This is a genomic window from Pseudomonas sp. P1_C12 (genome assembly GCF_056406435.1).
On sequence record NZ_JBFUAE010000016.1, the window covers coordinates 42404 to 56969 of the forward strand.

General features: G+C 61.2%; 15 protein-coding genes. 7 read left to right on the top strand and 8 right to left on the bottom strand.

What is annotated here, in order from left to right:
- Positions 1-530: 530 nt before the first annotated feature.
- Together AC1D19_RS23725 and AC1D19_RS23730 are read right to left on the bottom strand one after the other, a co-directional pair.
- Complete coding sequence (locus AC1D19_RS23725; protein WP_003226812.1) at positions 531-824, bottom strand: hypothetical protein; 294 nt, start codon at positions 822-824, stop codon at positions 531-533.
- A 56-nt stretch (positions 825-880) separates the two neighbouring features.
- A complete protein-coding gene (locus AC1D19_RS23730; RefSeq protein ID WP_477764715.1) occupies positions 881-1486 on the bottom strand; it encodes an arylesterase in 606 nt (201 codons plus the stop codon).
- A gap of 10 nt (positions 1487-1496) precedes the next feature.
- On the opposite strand from AC1D19_RS23730, the gene AC1D19_RS23735 reads away from it, so the two are divergent.
- The 3 genes from AC1D19_RS23735 to greB are packed head-to-tail and all read left to right on the top strand — an operon-like array spanning position 1497 to position 5216.
- Positions 1497-2180 (top strand): ABC transporter ATP-binding protein, encoded by a 684-nt coding sequence (locus AC1D19_RS23735; protein ID WP_223456271.1) that lies wholly within the window; start codon positions 1497-1499, stop codon positions 2178-2180.
- Entirely contained in the window at positions 2180-4684 is a 2505-nt protein-coding gene (locus tag AC1D19_RS23740; RefSeq protein ID WP_477764716.1) for an ABC transporter permease, read from the top strand. Before AC1D19_RS23735 ends, AC1D19_RS23740 begins: the two co-directional genes overlap by 1 nt.
- A 34-nt stretch (positions 4685-4718) precedes the next feature.
- Complete coding sequence (greB, locus tag AC1D19_RS23745; RefSeq protein WP_477764717.1) at positions 4719-5216, top strand: transcription elongation factor GreB; 498 nt, start codon at positions 4719-4721, stop codon at positions 5214-5216.
- A gap of 18 nt (positions 5217-5234) precedes the next feature.
- Here greB and AC1D19_RS23750 read toward each other — a convergent pair whose 3' ends face one another.
- The 3 genes from AC1D19_RS23750 to AC1D19_RS23760 all read right to left on the bottom strand — a co-directional run bounded on the left by AC1D19_RS23750 (position 5235) and on the right by AC1D19_RS23760 (position 7750).
- Positions 5235-5543 (bottom strand): class I SAM-dependent methyltransferase, encoded by a 309-nt coding sequence (locus AC1D19_RS23750; protein WP_477764718.1) that lies wholly within the window; start codon positions 5541-5543, stop codon positions 5235-5237.
- 247 nt (positions 5544-5790) lie between these two features.
- Entirely contained in the window at positions 5791-6225 is a 435-nt protein-coding gene (locus AC1D19_RS23755) for a DoxX family protein (RefSeq protein ID WP_477764719.1), read from the bottom strand.
- 103 nt (positions 6226-6328) lie between these two features.
- The gene (locus AC1D19_RS23760; protein WP_477764720.1) at positions 6329-7750 is read right to left on the bottom strand and encodes an MltF family protein; all 1422 of its coding nucleotides are present in this window, start codon (positions 7748-7750) and stop codon (positions 6329-6331) included.
- Between the two features lie 237 nt (positions 7751-7987).
- On the opposite strand from AC1D19_RS23760, the gene AC1D19_RS23765 reads away from it, so the two are divergent.
- The 3 genes from AC1D19_RS23765 (at position 7988) to AC1D19_RS23775 (ending at position 10990) form a co-directional block, all read left to right on the top strand.
- Positions 7988-8794, top strand: a complete 807-nt coding sequence (locus AC1D19_RS23765) for a TatD family hydrolase (protein ID WP_477764721.1) — start codon at positions 7988-7990, stop codon at positions 8792-8794.
- Between the two features lie 113 nt (positions 8795-8907).
- On the top strand, positions 8908-10389 hold the full coding sequence (locus tag AC1D19_RS23770; RefSeq protein ID WP_477764722.1) for a methyl-accepting chemotaxis protein: 1482 nt from the start codon (positions 8908-8910) through the stop codon (positions 10387-10389).
- Positions 10390-10624: 235 nt separating this feature from the next.
- Positions 10625-10990: a terminase gene (locus AC1D19_RS23775; RefSeq protein ID WP_477764723.1), complete on the top strand. Its 366-nt coding sequence runs from the start codon at positions 10625-10627 to the stop codon at positions 10988-10990.
- On the opposite strand, the gene AC1D19_RS23780 is transcribed toward AC1D19_RS23775, so the two are convergent.
- From AC1D19_RS23780 to AC1D19_RS23790, 3 genes are all read right to left on the bottom strand, one after another.
- Positions 10991-11788 carry an acyl-CoA thioesterase gene (locus tag AC1D19_RS23780; RefSeq protein ID WP_477764724.1) on the bottom strand — a complete coding sequence of 266 codons (798 nt, stop codon included), beginning with the start codon at positions 11786-11788 and terminating at the stop codon, positions 10991-10993.
- A gap of 230 nt (positions 11789-12018) precedes the next feature.
- Positions 12019-12777: a CHAD domain-containing protein gene (locus tag AC1D19_RS23785; protein ID WP_477764725.1), complete on the bottom strand. Its 759-nt coding sequence runs from the start codon at positions 12775-12777 to the stop codon at positions 12019-12021.
- A gap of 100 nt (positions 12778-12877) precedes the next feature.
- Positions 12878-13156 (bottom strand): hypothetical protein, encoded by a 279-nt coding sequence (locus tag AC1D19_RS23790; protein WP_008000319.1) that lies wholly within the window; start codon positions 13154-13156, stop codon positions 12878-12880.
- A gap of 221 nt (positions 13157-13377) precedes the next feature.
- On the opposite strand from AC1D19_RS23790, the gene AC1D19_RS23795 reads away from it, so the two are divergent.
- The gene (locus AC1D19_RS23795; protein WP_223543552.1) at positions 13378-14415 is read left to right on the top strand and encodes a patatin-like phospholipase family protein; all 1038 of its coding nucleotides are present in this window, start codon (positions 13378-13380) and stop codon (positions 14413-14415) included.
- Positions 14416-14566: the final 151 nt, after the last annotated feature.

The following is a 14566-nucleotide window of genomic DNA, read 5'->3' on the forward strand; positions in this document are numbered from 1 at the left end:
GTACACCGCAACAGCGTCCGAGGCGGCCTACCGGCCGACCTGTTTGCTGGGTTCGTTCGTCTGTGAGGTATCTGCTCGACTGGCAGGCCGCTATCGCGAGCAAGCTCGCTCCCACAGAAGAGCAAAGGCAGACCGGCGTACACCCACGCTCCTCACCACTCAACAGGCCGAGCGTTAGCTCGCCTGCAGCTCTTGATCTTGATCCACCCGCCCCCTCGGGAGGCTGAGCGGAGGTGTTCATCCGGGGACTGGCGCGCAGCGCCGTTCGACGCAGTCGAACTCATTGCATGTAGGTCGAAGCGAAGCCGACCGGAGGGCAATGCCCCCGGATGAATACCGCAGCGAAGGAACGCCGAGCCTAAGCGAGGGGCCGTACGTAAGGGGCGAGACCTTTTGGTTACTTTTGGGGCGTTTGCCAAAAGTGACCCGCTGTAAGAGCGGAACCATAAGTCGCCGTTACCGAAGAAACGGATATGTACACGGTCAACAAAAGACAGGTCGGCTCGAAGGCCGCCTCGATTCCTGACGGATCAAAGCTCAAACCGCAATTCAGGCCAGATCGGCGACGTACCCCGCTTCTGCGACTCAAGAATGGCCCGGCACAACGAGCACAGACGCTGATCCTGAAACACCCGGCGATCGACACTCGACCAGCGCGGTTGCGCCGGCAACAGACTGCCACACAAGGTGCGGTCCGCCGAGCCGCCCAGCTCCAGTTGACGGGTCACCAGATGCACCCGCACTTCCTGGCAGGCGAACAGATCCAGCTGTTCGTCAGGCTCGATCAGTTGGTAGGCAAAAAGTGACCAGGCAGGACGCGGCATCGGGGGCTCCAAATCGGGGGCGCCACCTTAGCCGAAAGCCTGCCTCTAGAAAAGTGTCATAACAGCGGTTTTAGAGTAGGCCAGACATTTTCCAGCAACTTGTCCTGGGCCCCGGCCGCCGGGTGTATGCCGTCAGCCTGCATCAAGTCCGGATGGCCGCCCACGCCGTCGAGGAAAAACGGCACCAACGGGATCTTCTTCTCGTCGGCCAGGTTGCTGTAGACATCGGCGAACGCCTTGGTGTACCGCGCACCATAATTGGGTGGCAATTGCATGCCGAGCAGCAACACCTTGGCCCCGCTGGCCCGAGAGCTGTCGATCATCGACGCAAGATTTTGTTGCAATTGAGTTGGCAGCATCCCGCGCAGGCCGTCATTGCCGCCCAACTCGAGGATCACCAGCTCCGGTTTATGCTCTGCAAGCAGCGCGGGCAGGCGTGCCTGGCCCCCGGCACTGGTGTCGCCACTGATGGACGCATTGATCACTTTGTCGTCGAAACCTTCGCGCCTGAGCCGTTGCTCAAGCAGTGACACCCACCCCAGCCGGGTATCCAGCCCGAAACCGGCGCTGATACTATCGCCAACGATCAGGACTGTACCCGCCGCTGCGTTTTGGGCCATGCACATCAAGGCCAGGCCAGCACTCAAAAACCAGACACGCATCGGACTCTCCATGGGCGCAAGCATTCTCATCGCGAAGGACCTTAGCAAAGTGGTTCCCAGCGCGGAAGGTGAACTGACCATCCTGCACGAACTCAGCCTGGAACTGAACAAGGGCGACAGCCTGGCCATCGTCGGCGCTTCCGGCTCCGGCAAGTCCACCCTGCTGGGCCTGCTCGCCGGCCTCGACCTGCCGAGCAGTGGCGAGGTCACTCTCGCCGGGCAAGGCCTGAGCAACCTCGATGAAGACCAGCGTGCGCGCATCCGTGCCGAACACGTGGGTTTCGTGTTCCAGTCATTCCAGTTGCTCGACAGCCTCAATGCCCTGGAAAACGTCATGTTGCCGCTGGAGCTCGACGGCCGCAAAGACGCCCGCGAACGCGCCACCCAATTGCTGCAACGGGTCGGGCTGGGCCAACGCCTGACTCACTCGCCACGCCAGCTCTCCGGAGGCGAGCAACAACGCGTGGCGATTGCCCGCGCGTTTGCCGCCGAGCCCGATGTGCTGTTCGCCGACGAACCGACCGGCAACCTCGACAGCCACACCGGCGAGCGCATCAGCGACTTGCTGTTCGAGCTCAACCAGGAACGCGGCACGACCCTGGTGCTGGTGACTCACGATGAACGCCTGGCCCATCGCTGCCGGCGCCTGATCCGTCTTGAAGCCGGCCTGCTGGTCGCCCCTCTGGAGCCTTGATGGCACGTCTGCCGCTGTTGCGCCTGTTCAGCCTCGCCATCCGCCAATTGCTGCGCGATGCCCGCGCCGGTGAATTGCGCGTGTTGTTTTTCGCCTTGCTGGTGGCCGTGGCCGCCAGCACCGCCATCGGTTACTTTGGCGCGCGCCTGAACGGCGCCATGATGCTGCGCGCTACCGAGTTCCTCGGTGCCGACCTGCTGCTGGAAGGCAGTTCGCCTGCGCGCCCCGAACAGATAAGAAGCGGCACCGAACTGGGTCTGGAACACGCTCAAGTGGTGGAGTTCTCCAGCGTCATCGCCACCGATAACGGCATTCAGCTGTCCAGCATCAAGGCGGCCGATGACACCTACCCGCTACGCGGCGAATTGAAAAGCGCGCCCGCCCCCTTCGCCACGGAAACAGTCGGTGGCGGACCGCAAACCGGTGAAGCCTGGGTCGAGGCACGCCTGCTGACCGCCCTGGACCTGAAGATCGGCGATAGCATCGATGTCGGCATGAAAACCCTGAAACTGGCGCGGGTGCTGACTTACGAACCCGATCGCGCCGGCAATTTCTACAGCCTGACGCCGCGGGTGCTGATCAATCTCGGCGACCTTGCAGCAACCGGCGTGGTGCAACCCGGTAGCCGGGTCAGCTATCGCGAATTATGGCGAGGCAACGCTCAGGCACTCGAGACGTACCGGCAACTAATCAAGCCGGGGCTTGCCGCCAATCAGCGCTTGCAGGACGCCCGCGACGGCAATCGACAGATCGGTGGCGCCCTGGGCAAGGCCGAACGCTACCTGAACATGGCCAGCCTGGTGGCGGTATTGCTCTCCGGCGTGGCGGTGGCGCTGTCGGCAACCCGCTTCGCCACCCGCCGATTCGATGCCAGTGCATTGCTGCGCTGCCTCGGGCTGTCGCGCCGGGAAACCATGGTGTTGTTCAGCCTGCAACTCACTGTGCTCGGGCTGCTGGCCAGCATCAGCGGCGCCCTCCTCGGCTGGCTCGCACAACTGGGATTGTTTGCCCTGCTGCATGACTTGCTGCCGACCGACGTGCCTCCGGGCGGACTGTTTCCGGCCGTTGCCGGGATCGGCACCGGACTGGTGGCGCTCGCCGGTTTCGCCTTGCCGCCGCTGGCGGCCTTGGGCCGGGTACCGCCATTGCGCGTGCTGCGTCGGGATATGCTGCCGATCCCTTCCAGTACCTGGATGGTCTACGGTGTAGCGCTGGGCGCCCTCGGCCTGATCATGTGGCGCCTGAGCCTGGACCTGGTGCTGACCTTTGCCCTGCTCGGCGGCGGCGTGATTGCAGCGCTGGTGCTGGGCGGTTTGTTGTTGCTGCTGTTGAAGAGTCTGCGGCGCATGCTGGCTCGTGCGTCCTTGCCCTGGCGCCTGGGACTGGGCCAACTGCTGCGTCATCCGCTCGCTGCCGCGGGCCAGTCCCTGGCGTTCGGCCTGATTCTGCTGTCGATGGCACTGATTGCGCTGCTGCGCGGCGAGTTGCTGGACACCTGGCAGAACCAGCTGCCGAAAAACGCCCCCAATTACTTCGCCCTGAACATCCTGCCCGCAGATAAACAGGCCTTCACCAACCACCTGATCGCCGTGTTGGCTCAATCGGCACCGTTGTACCCGGTGGTGCCGGGGCGATTGATCAGCATCAACGGCGAGCCGGTGCAACAGATCGTCACCAAAGAATCTGCGGGTGATCGGGCGATCCAGCGCGACCTGAGTCTGACCTGGGCCGCGGACCTGCCGTCGGGCAACAAACTCACGGCCGGCCATTGGTGGAACGAACAGACGCCGGACGATGTTCCCGGCGTGTCGGTAGAAGGCAAGGTCGCCGAAAGCTTGAAAATCAAGCTCGGCGACCACCTGATTTTCAGCGTTGGCGGGGTCAATCGCGAGGCGAAAGTCACCAGCCTGCGGGAGATCGACTGGGACAACTTCCAGCCGAACTTCTTCATGATCTTCCAGCCCGGCACCCTCAAGGATCTACCGGCGACCTACCTGACCAGTTTCTATCTGGCATCGGGTCACGATCAGCAGATTGTCGACCTGTCCCGCGCCTTCCCGGCGGTGACCATCCTGCAGGTCGAAGCCTTGCTGGAGCAATTGCGCAGCATCCTCGCCCAGGTGACCCTGGCGGTGGAGTACGTGTTGTTGTTCGTGTTGGCGGCGGGGATGGCGGTGCTGTTCTCCGGCCTGCAAGCGACGCTGGATGAACGCATTCGCCAGGGTGCGCTGCTGCGTGCGCTGGGGGCGGAGCGGCAATTGCTGGTCAAGGCGCGGCGCATCGAGTTCGGTTTGCTGGGCGCAGTCAGTGGCTTGCTGGCGGCGCTGGGCTCGGAGGTGGTGAGTTGGGTGCTCTATCGCTACGCCTTTGACCTGCCGTGGCATCCGCATCCATGGCTGCTGTTCCTGCCACTGGTTGGCGCCGTGCTCATTGGTGGTGCCGGGGTGTTCGGCACCCGCCGGGCATTGAACGTCAGCCCGCTGACAGTCCTGCGCGAGGGTTGATAGACTCCTGCCATCCTCACCACAAGAAGCTGTCATGAGCCGTTACCGCCCTCCCCGCACTGCTGGCACCGCGCTGATCACCCCCGAGGGTGAAGCGCGGATGCGCGCCGAGTTCCACGAGCTGTGGCATGTACGTCGGCCCCAGGTTACCCAGGCTGTCAGCGAAGCCGCGGCCCAGGGTGATCGCTCGGAGAACGCCGAATACACCTACGGCAAAAAGATGCTGCGAGAGATCGACAGCCGCGTGCGTTTTCTCACCAAACGCCTGGAAGCGCTCAAGGTGGTCAGCGAAAAACCCAGCGATCCGAACAAGGTCTATTTCGGCGCCTGGGTCACGATCGAGGATGAGGAGGGCAAAGAGTCGCGCTACCGCATAGTCGGGCCGGATGAACTGGACCTCAAACAGGGCCTGATCAGCATTGATTCGCCATTGGCCCGCGCATTGATCGGCAAGGCACTGGACGCCGAAGTCCGGGTCCAGACACCGACGGGTGAGCAGTGTGTGTACATCGTGGCAATCGAGTACCCGTGAACCGCAGCGTTCCCGGCCTCAGCGCCGGGTAATCAACCCTTGTCGGGCAACGCGGGTCAGTTGCCTGATCACTTCAGGAGCGTCTTCGAGGCTGGGGGATTGAATCACCGCCAGATCGAAACTGTCGTCGGCGAAACGAGCGAGCGACTCACCGTCTTCGACAAACTGGATCAGGAAGGCAGCGGGACCGCCGGTACGACGTGGCCAGCCATCGAGATAACGCAAGAGCGTCGGCTGATGTTTGCCGCCAAGCAGGATTTTTGGATTGCGCTGGGTCAGATGTGCCGTGATCGGCGCGGGACGTATAACGGGGTTTAATGCATTCATTGTGTCGTGTCTCTGCCTCAAAAGTCTGCATGGCAGGTGAGAGGCAACACCGAACCAGCGCTTTAGCGGTATTTCGAAGCCTGTTCTGGCTTCTATCGGCAACTGAATGAGTCACCTGGCGCCCCGCAAGTAGCTGTTTAAATCGGCGCATGAGCAACATCCTAGAGAAGCTGACTGGACAGTGTCAAGAATGACCGTCAACAAAAAAGGCCCGCACAATGCGGGCCTTTTCGTTGAGCCAGAGCGGTCAACCGGTGATGACACGGTCCGCCGAGAGTTTGCCCGCACCTTCGATCAATACCGCGATACTGCCACCGAGCAACGCCAGGGCGAATTCATAACCGTTGTTGGCCATGAACAGTCCGTTGCTGATGTGCACCGAGAAAATCGCGACCAGCAACAGGAAGGTCAGGCCAAGTGCGGCCGGACGAACCAGCAGGCCGATGATCAGGGCCAGGCCGGCGAAGAACTCGATGCCGCCAGACAGTGTCGCCATCAGGTAACCCGGCGTCAGTCCGAGGCTTTCCATGTACTGCGCGGTTCCAGCCAGACCATAGCCACCGAATGCCCCGAAGAGCTTCTGCGAGCCGTGAGCGGCGGAAATAATGCCGACCACGATGCGCAGAACCGTCAGGCCGTAGCCGGCGCGGGTAAACAGTACCTTGTTGATCAGAGTGCTCATGCTGTTTCATTCCTTGTCAGTGTGTGTTGGTTGGCCGCTATATTAATCAGTAATTCACATATTAAAAGCGCAAAAAACCCGCAATAACAATCAGATTAATTGATCACTTGCGTGAGGCAACCTGTTGTCCCTCGGGCTCCAACGACTCACGCTCCCGGTCGAACGCCAAGTAATACTTGTTCACGCTATTAACATAGCTGACGGGCCCCATACCCACTTGCTCCATGGCAACGCGCTCGACCTGGAAGAACCACTGGTTGGGATTCAACCCTCGCCGCCGGGCTTCGGCGCGCATGCCCTGGACCCGCTCCGGCCCGATGTTGTAGGCCGCCAGCACGAAGGCCATGCGTTCGCGCTCGTTGAGTTTCGGGCTGGCAAAGAATTTGCGCCGGATCATCGCCAGGTACTTGGCCCCGGCCTGCACATTGCCATCTACGTCCTGAATATTGTTGACCCCCACCTGCTGCGCCGCAGAAGGCGTGATCTGCATCAGACCGGTCGGGCCACCGCCACTGCGGGCGGCTGGTTGCAGGGCTGATTCCTTGAAGGCCAGCGCCGCCAGGTTCAGCCAGTCCATGCCCTGGGCATCGGCGTGTTTCTGCAACACCGGGCGAAGTTTTTCCAGACGCTGCCGGTCCGCCTTGGCCAGTGGATAGTGCACTTGATAGAGACGCCGATAGATCCGCAGGAACGCGGCGTCCTGATCCGATGGTTTTTTGTAACCGGTGAGGAAGCGATCAATGCTGGCCCGCAGCATCGAGGCATCGCGGCGCACGAACCAGAATTCCTCTCCCGGATCACTGACAAGTACCTGCTTGTCGAAACGCAGTTTGGGCAGGATCTTGCCCCAGCGTTCGGCGATCGGCTGCTCGACGATGGTCAGGTGGAAGATCCCACCCTGCACCATCTCCAGTACATCCTCGACGGCAAGGCTCGGATCGACCCATTCGATTGTGACCGGTGGCAGTTTGTGCAAGGCGAGCTTTTGATTGATCTGGCTGACGGCATCCCCGGCGGCGCTGCCGGCGGGTAACGCCAGGGTCTTGCCGGAAAGCTGTTCAAGCTTGGTGTAGCGGCGTTCGCCCTTGATGCCCACCAGGACCAACGGGATGTTGCTGGCAATCGGCTCACTGGTGCTGACGGCGAAGCCGGGTTGCAGATCGAGCAACTCGCCTGGCGCCACCAGATCGCCCTCCCCGCGCTGCAATGCGCCGAGCAGTTGATCCTTGGCCTTGGGAATGATCTTGAGGGTGATTTCCTGACCGTCTCGGGCGTGGCCGTTGAGGTATTGCTCGAACGCTCTCAGACGGTGGTATTCGACCCCGATCGCCTGCCCCTGGACTTCGCCGGAACTGTTACGGCTCTGGTTGACCAACACCCGCAGCACACGACTGCTGCGAATTTCCGCAAGGTCGCGCACCTTGCTGGCCGGTACGGCTTGCAGCGGCCCGGGCAGACGCGCGACCGCCGACATCGGCAGTAGCAGCGAACAACACAGCAGTAGCAAAACCGAGGGACGAATCATCCACTCTCCGGAAAGAATATGAGGCCCGCTTCAATGACGAAAACCATCAAGCGCGGCGACAAAAACAGAGCGCCCAAGGCGCTGGCAAAGTGCGAAAGACTGGCACAATGATGGCAAAACTACCAACCCAGCCTGGTCCGCGGCTCAAGAGACAGCGTTAACCCGTTGTAGTTCTTGGCTTTTCTTATAAATCCACGGCTCTGATATGCTTTCCGGCCTTTGGGCCGAGGTAGCACCATGCAACTCATCGATATCGGCGTCAACCTGACCAACGCCAGTTTTGCCGACAAACACCAGGCCGTACTCGACCGCGCCTACGCGGCCGGCGTGTGCCAACTGGTGCTGACCGGCACAAGTGTCGAGGGCAGTGAACAGGCTCTTGAGCTGTGCCAGCAACTGGACGAAAGCGCCCAGCGCCTGTTCGCCACCGCCGGTATTCACCCTCACTGCGCCAGCGACTGGAACGCCGACAGCGCCCGACGTTTGCGCAGCTTGCTCATGGAGCCGAATGTGGTGGCCGTGGGTGAATGCGGGCTGGATTTCAACCGTGATTTCTCGCCGCGCCCGCAACAGGAGAAAGTCCTCGAAGAACATCTGGCCATGGCCGTCGAATTGCAGCTGCCGGTTTTTCTGCACGAACGCGACGCCAGCCAGCGTCTGCTGGAGATCCTGCGCGACTTCCGCGACCGACTGCCGGCCGCCGTTGTGCATTGCTTCACTGGGGAGCAGAAGGCGCTGTTCAGCTACCTCGACCTCGACCTGCACATCGGCATTACCGGCTGGATCTGCGACGAGCGCCGGGGCACGCATTTGCATCCGCTGGTCAAGGAGATCAAGCGCGGACGCCTGATGCTCGAAAGCGATGCACCGTATCTGCTGCCGCGCAGCCTGCGCCCCAAGCCGAAAAACGGGCGCAACGAGCCGGCGTACCTGACCGAAGTACTGCGCGAAGTGGCGCTGCATCGCGGGGAAAGCCAGGAAGATCTGGCGGCGCACACGACAGCGTGCGCACGGGCGTTTTATGGACTGCCATTTATCTCCTGATAAACATAAATCCCACAGGTTTGAAGTTGATCTGCATCAAGAATCAGCCACCTGAGTAGCGGCACAATGATGGCACCTTGCCAAAACTGTTTCCGCTATCAGAGAAAACCTCCATGGGTGCCTGGCTTAGCAACATTTCGCTGAAATACAAATTCTGGGCGGTCAATGCCGTCGCCTTCGTCACCACGTTGCTGCTGGTGCTGTACGCGGTGCAGCTCGAACAGCACGCCCGCAGTCATGCCAACCAGGCTTCGGCCCAGGCCCAGGCGCGACTGCTCGAAGCCTGGCCTGCAGGGCAGCCGCTGCCCAACGCCGCAAATCTGCTGACGTACAATCGCGGGCAGACGCCCATGCTCGATGGGCAACCCGTGCCGGAACTGGCCGATGCGAATGGCTGGGTCAAGATCAACGCGATGCCGCTGTTCGGTGACAACCCGTTGATGGGCGCCGAAGTCTTTACCCGCATTGGTGGCCAGCAGGTGGCCGTGATTGCCCAGGGCCCAAGTCTGAGCCAGGTGTTCAGCGAACGTTTTGCCGACTACGCGTTGGCCGTGTTCATCCTGATGCTGGCAATGCTCGGCGCATCGCAGCTATTGATCCGCTTCCTGCTCAGCCAGCTCAACACCTTGAAAGACGTCATGTTGCACGTGGAGAAAACCGGCGACCTGTCGGCCCGCGTGCCATTGGCTTGCAGTGACGAAGTCGGGCAGATGGCCAGCGCCTTCAACGCCATGCAGGCCGGTTATCAACGGGTGGTCAACACCGTCGCCAGCACCGCCCGGCAACTGGACGTCGGCGCCGCACGGCTGGCGGCCAGCATGAATGAAGTGCGCCTCGGCATGCAGGGCCAGCAAAGCGAAACCGATCAGGTCGCCACGGCGATCAATGAAATGACGGCCACGGTCTATCACATCGCCCAACACGCAGGCGCCACCCGTGACCTTTCGCAATCGGCCAATACCCTGGCCGGCAGCGGGCAGGAAGTGGTGACGCGGGTGCAGCGGTCGATTGCCGGACTGTCCACCGGCGTCCAGCAGACCGCCGAGATGATTCAACGCCTGGCCGAGGACAGCCAGAAGATCAACGGCGTGGTCAACGTGATTCACAGCATTGCCGAGCAAACCAACCTGTTGGCGCTGAACGCTGCTATCGAAGCGGCCCGGGCCGGCGAGATGGGCCGCGGGTTTGCGGTGGTTGCCGATGAAGTGCGCAACCTCGCCAAACGCGTGCAGGCCTCCACGGATGAAATCACCCTCATGGTCTCGGCGTTGCAGGCCGGCACACGGGACGCCGTGGATTTCATGCAAGAGAGTTCGTTCAAGGCCGACGACTGCGTACAACAGGCGCAAGAGGCCGGTTCGGCATTGGCCGAGATCACCAGCGCAGTGGCGCAGATGCGTGAAAGCAATACACAGATCGCGGTGGCGGCCGAGCAACAGAGCCAGGTGGCGGAAGAGATGAACCGGGCGGTGGTGAACATCCGTGACGTGACCGAGAACACGGTGCAGCAGACGGTGACTTCGGCGATCACCAGCAATGAGCTGGCGGCGTTGGCCGGGGCGTTGAGCAAGGCGATAGGTCAGCTCAAGCTTTGAGGGCCTCTTCGCGAGCAAGCCCGCTCCCACAGGTGACCGCGTTCTTTCATTGGAATACGGTCAAAATGTGGGAGCGGGCTTGCTCCGGGCGGCGTTCCGACGAAGGCGTCAGGACTGGCACCATCAATTCCAGTCATGGCACCTATCAAGCCAATAGCCAGCCTTGATTCGCCGCCAGCATAGACCCGGCCTATTCTTCAACACATCTGTTCAACATGGATCGAGGATCGGCATCATGGGCAAACGTCACCCCAACCTTCCCGCCTGGCAATGGCGAGCTTACCCGAACAACCACCAGCACCCGACCAATCTGGTGCTGCACCTGATCGCGGTGCCGCTGTTCATCGTGGCGTTTCTGCTGATCGTGTCCGGAGTGTTCAGCCTGAGCCTGGCAAACATCGCCATCGGCGTGATCGGTGTGATGGCGGCGCTAGCCTTGCAACGCCACGGCCACAGCCTGGAGACCCAAGCCTCCGAACCCTTCAGCGATCGCAAGGATGCGGTATCGCGCCTGTTCGTCGAGCAGTTCCTCACGTTTCCGCGGTTCTTCCTCAGCGGTGGCTGGTGGCGCGCCTGGCGTGAGCGCCACCGTCGTCACTGATCAGGCGAACACCGTCACCGTCTGCCGGCTCATGGCGATCAACCGGCCATCCGCGCTCCACATTTTTGCGGCGGCATGCCCGTAGCCGTCAGCGGCGTATTCGGTTTCGACCAGGTATTTGCACCAGTCCAGAGTGTTCAGTTCCAGCAGCGGTTGCACGAACTCGATGGTCCAGGTCAGCGTGCTGCCCATCGCCGGCTTCTTCAAAAACGGCATCAGGGCCGGCGGCCAGGCGTCCACCAGCGCCAGGATATGCGCCTCGCTGATGGCCTCTTCTTTCACGTCGCCGCGCAAGCGCACCCAACCGCCCATTTGCCGGGACGTGCTGCCGCTGAACGGCAGCCCGCCGATACTCCAGCGCATCGCCAGATGCCGCATGAATTCCGGGATGACGCCTTCGACAAAAGGCAGTTCCTGGCATTCGTCCCAGTGCTTCATTTCTGGTGCCGGTTCAGCGGTCACCGCCACTTCCGAGGGGCGCGAGGCGCCAAAACTGCCCTGGATCAACGTCACCACCTGACCCTTCTGCATCACCCGGCCCAACACCTGGCTGACCGCCTTGCCTTCGCGCAGCACCTCGACCTCAAAACTGACCGGAACCTCGGGTTCAACCGGGCCGACAAAGGTGATTGCCAACGAACGTACCGGCCGATCCGCCGGAACCCGGGCACGCATGGCTTCGTACTGCAAAGCAGCCACCAGGCCACCGAAACTGGCGCGCCCCTGCGCCCAGGAGGCCGGGATAGACAGCTCATGCGGCTGGCTACGGACAGCGTCGAGCAGTTCGGAGAAACGCATGAAAACCTCAGGGATCGAAAAAAGATGAAGGGATCTTACCCAGCCGGAGAAGGCTATACAGCACCCATTCCGGCCAAAAGTACTGACAGAAGAGCCGAACACATAACCCTGTGGGAGCGAGCCTGCTCCGGGCGGCGTTCCGACGATAGCGCCCGGACAGCCAACATCAATTTTGAATGTCACGACCTCATCGCGAGCAGGCTCGCTCCTACAATGGATCTCCGGTGTTTTCAGGATTTGAAACAGGCCTTACCCAGTTTTTCCAGCACCCGGTCCGCACGCTGTTCAGCCTCGGCCATGGTGGCTGTCCAGACCGCAACACAGGGCTGCAAATCCGTTTCCTGTTCAGCCATGGCCAGCCATTGCACGCAATCGTGCCAGTCGCCCAGCGCGCCCTGGGCCGATTTCAACCGGGACATGGCCGCTTTCGGCAAACGGTCCAGTTCGGGGTAAGCATCGATGCCATAGCGCACACGCTTGATCAGCAGCCGCAGCCGATGACGGTCATGAGCCGGGTCGTGCAGTGCCTCGTCGAGTTTTCCCCACTGCTTGCCCAGGCGTTTTTCGATGCGCTTGCGCAAGCCCTTGAGCAATCCCTGGCGCTGGGCGGCGCGCAGAAAACGCGGAAATGCATCGAGGACGATCAGCAATTGCGCAAGTTCAGGGCTGGCCGCCACGGCCGGATAGGCCTCGGCCATTTGCGCCATGCGCCACTGTGCGGCTTGGGGTTGATGGTGCTGGAGCAGGTACGCCGCCAGCACTTCGCGATCACGTAATGGCGTGCTCAGTTCGCCCACCCGGGAGGCGGCCGCTTCCAGTTGTTCGACACCGGGCAGCCCGCGCAAGGGTCGCAACAGGCTGCGTAACCGACGCATGGTCGTGCGCAGGTCGTGTAACGCTTCAGGGTCTGTACGCTCTTTCAGGCGGGCCTGACAGGCCAGCAGACGAACTTCCAGGCCCAGAACCTGAGCCACCAACCGATCGATCATGGGGGTTTACTCCGTAAACTGCGCCAGGTTGCAAGCTCCAGGCTGCAAGCTCGGTGGGTCTTGCAGTTTGCAGCTTAGAGCTTGTAACCGCTTTTCGCTTTTAACGCCCCGCGCGCGATTCACGAATATAGAAACGGGCCTTCTCGGCTTTGGTGGTGCAGCCTTCAAACCCCTCGAATTGCTGCTGGGTCTTGGCTGCGGTCAACAGCGACAGGGCCTTGGAGTAGCTGACGGTCCCGGCAAAACCTTCGGCCTTGGCCAAGTCCAGTTCATGCCATGCAGCATCCAGGTTGCTACCGCAACTGTCGCGATAAGCGGTTTTGCCGGCACAACCGGCGAGCGCCAGGGCAATCAATGGCACGCAGATCCAGGCTTTCATCACTCACTCCTCAAAGATAGGTCAACAGTCGTGCAGGTAAGACGGTGTGGCACCTGAAAAGTGCCGTTGGTCCGCTATGCAAACTATAGCGCTGACGAGAATAACCATGTGCCGCCATGGAGTGTCGAAAATACGACGCTCTTGCCCCGTCGAACGACCAAGGCGATTGAAGCGTGCCCCTCGATGGGTGCATTGTTGAACCATTCAAGCGAGGGCGATCCATGAAAAAGCGTGTCGCACTGGTATTGGGCTCGGGTGGAGCCCGGGGTTATGCACATATCGGGGTCATTGAAGAGATCGAACGGCGCGGCTATGACATTGCCTGTATCGCCGGTTGCTCCATGGGCGCGGTGGTGGGCGGGATCTACGCCGCCGGCAAACTCAATGATTACCGCGACTGGATCGAGAGCCTGGATTATCTCGACGTGTTGCGTCTGGTGGACGTCAGTTTTCGTCTGGGGGCGATCCGTGGCGAGAAAGTCTTCGGGCAGATCCGCAAGATCGTCGGCGAGATCAACATCGAAGATTTGCGTATTCCCTACACCGCGGTTGCCACCGACCTGACCAACCAGCAGGAAATCTGGTTCCAGGAAGGTTGCCTGCATCAGGCCATGCGCGCCTCGGCAGCGATTCCCAGCCTGTTTACCCCGGTGATGCAGGGCAACCGCATGCTGGTCGATGGCGGCATTCTCAACCCGCTACCGATCGTGCCCGTAGTGTCGAGCCATTGCGATTTGATCATCGCGGTCAACCTCAACTCCACCAACCAGCGCCACTATCAATTGCCGGTCATCCAGCGTCCCGCTGCCTTCAAGACCCGCTTCGACAGCCTGATCAACTCCGTCGGCTCGAAGTTGCCGTTCCGGCGCAAACAGGCTGAACAATTGTTGGTTCTGGAACAGGAAGCCTTGAAGGCCGAAGGTGCGGACTTCAACCCGTGGATCGAATCCGCCGAGCCCGAGGCGCAGCAACCCGCGGCCGCTCCGCAAGCCAGTGGCGCCCCTCGCTCCGCCACCGGTTCGTTCATCATCGACAACGTCGGGCCGGCGTCCTTGCTGGATTTGATCAACCAGAGTTTCGAGGTGATGCAGACGTCGCTGGCGCAGTACAAGATTGCCGGGTATCCGCCTGACATCCTGATCAACGTGCCTAAACGCGTGTGTCGGTTTTTCGAGTTCTACAAGGCGCCGGAGCTGATCGCGCTGGGACGGGAGATTGCGCGGGATACGCTGGATCGGTATGAGAATGAGCAGAACTGAACGCCTGAAAGTTCTCGGGTGACTATCAGGGCCTCTTCGCGAGCAGGCTCGCTCCTACAGTAAATCTTCGGTGTCCACGAAATTTGTGTCTGACCAGGATCCAATGTGGGAGCGAGCTTGCTCCGGGCGGCGTTCCGACGATGAGGCCGGA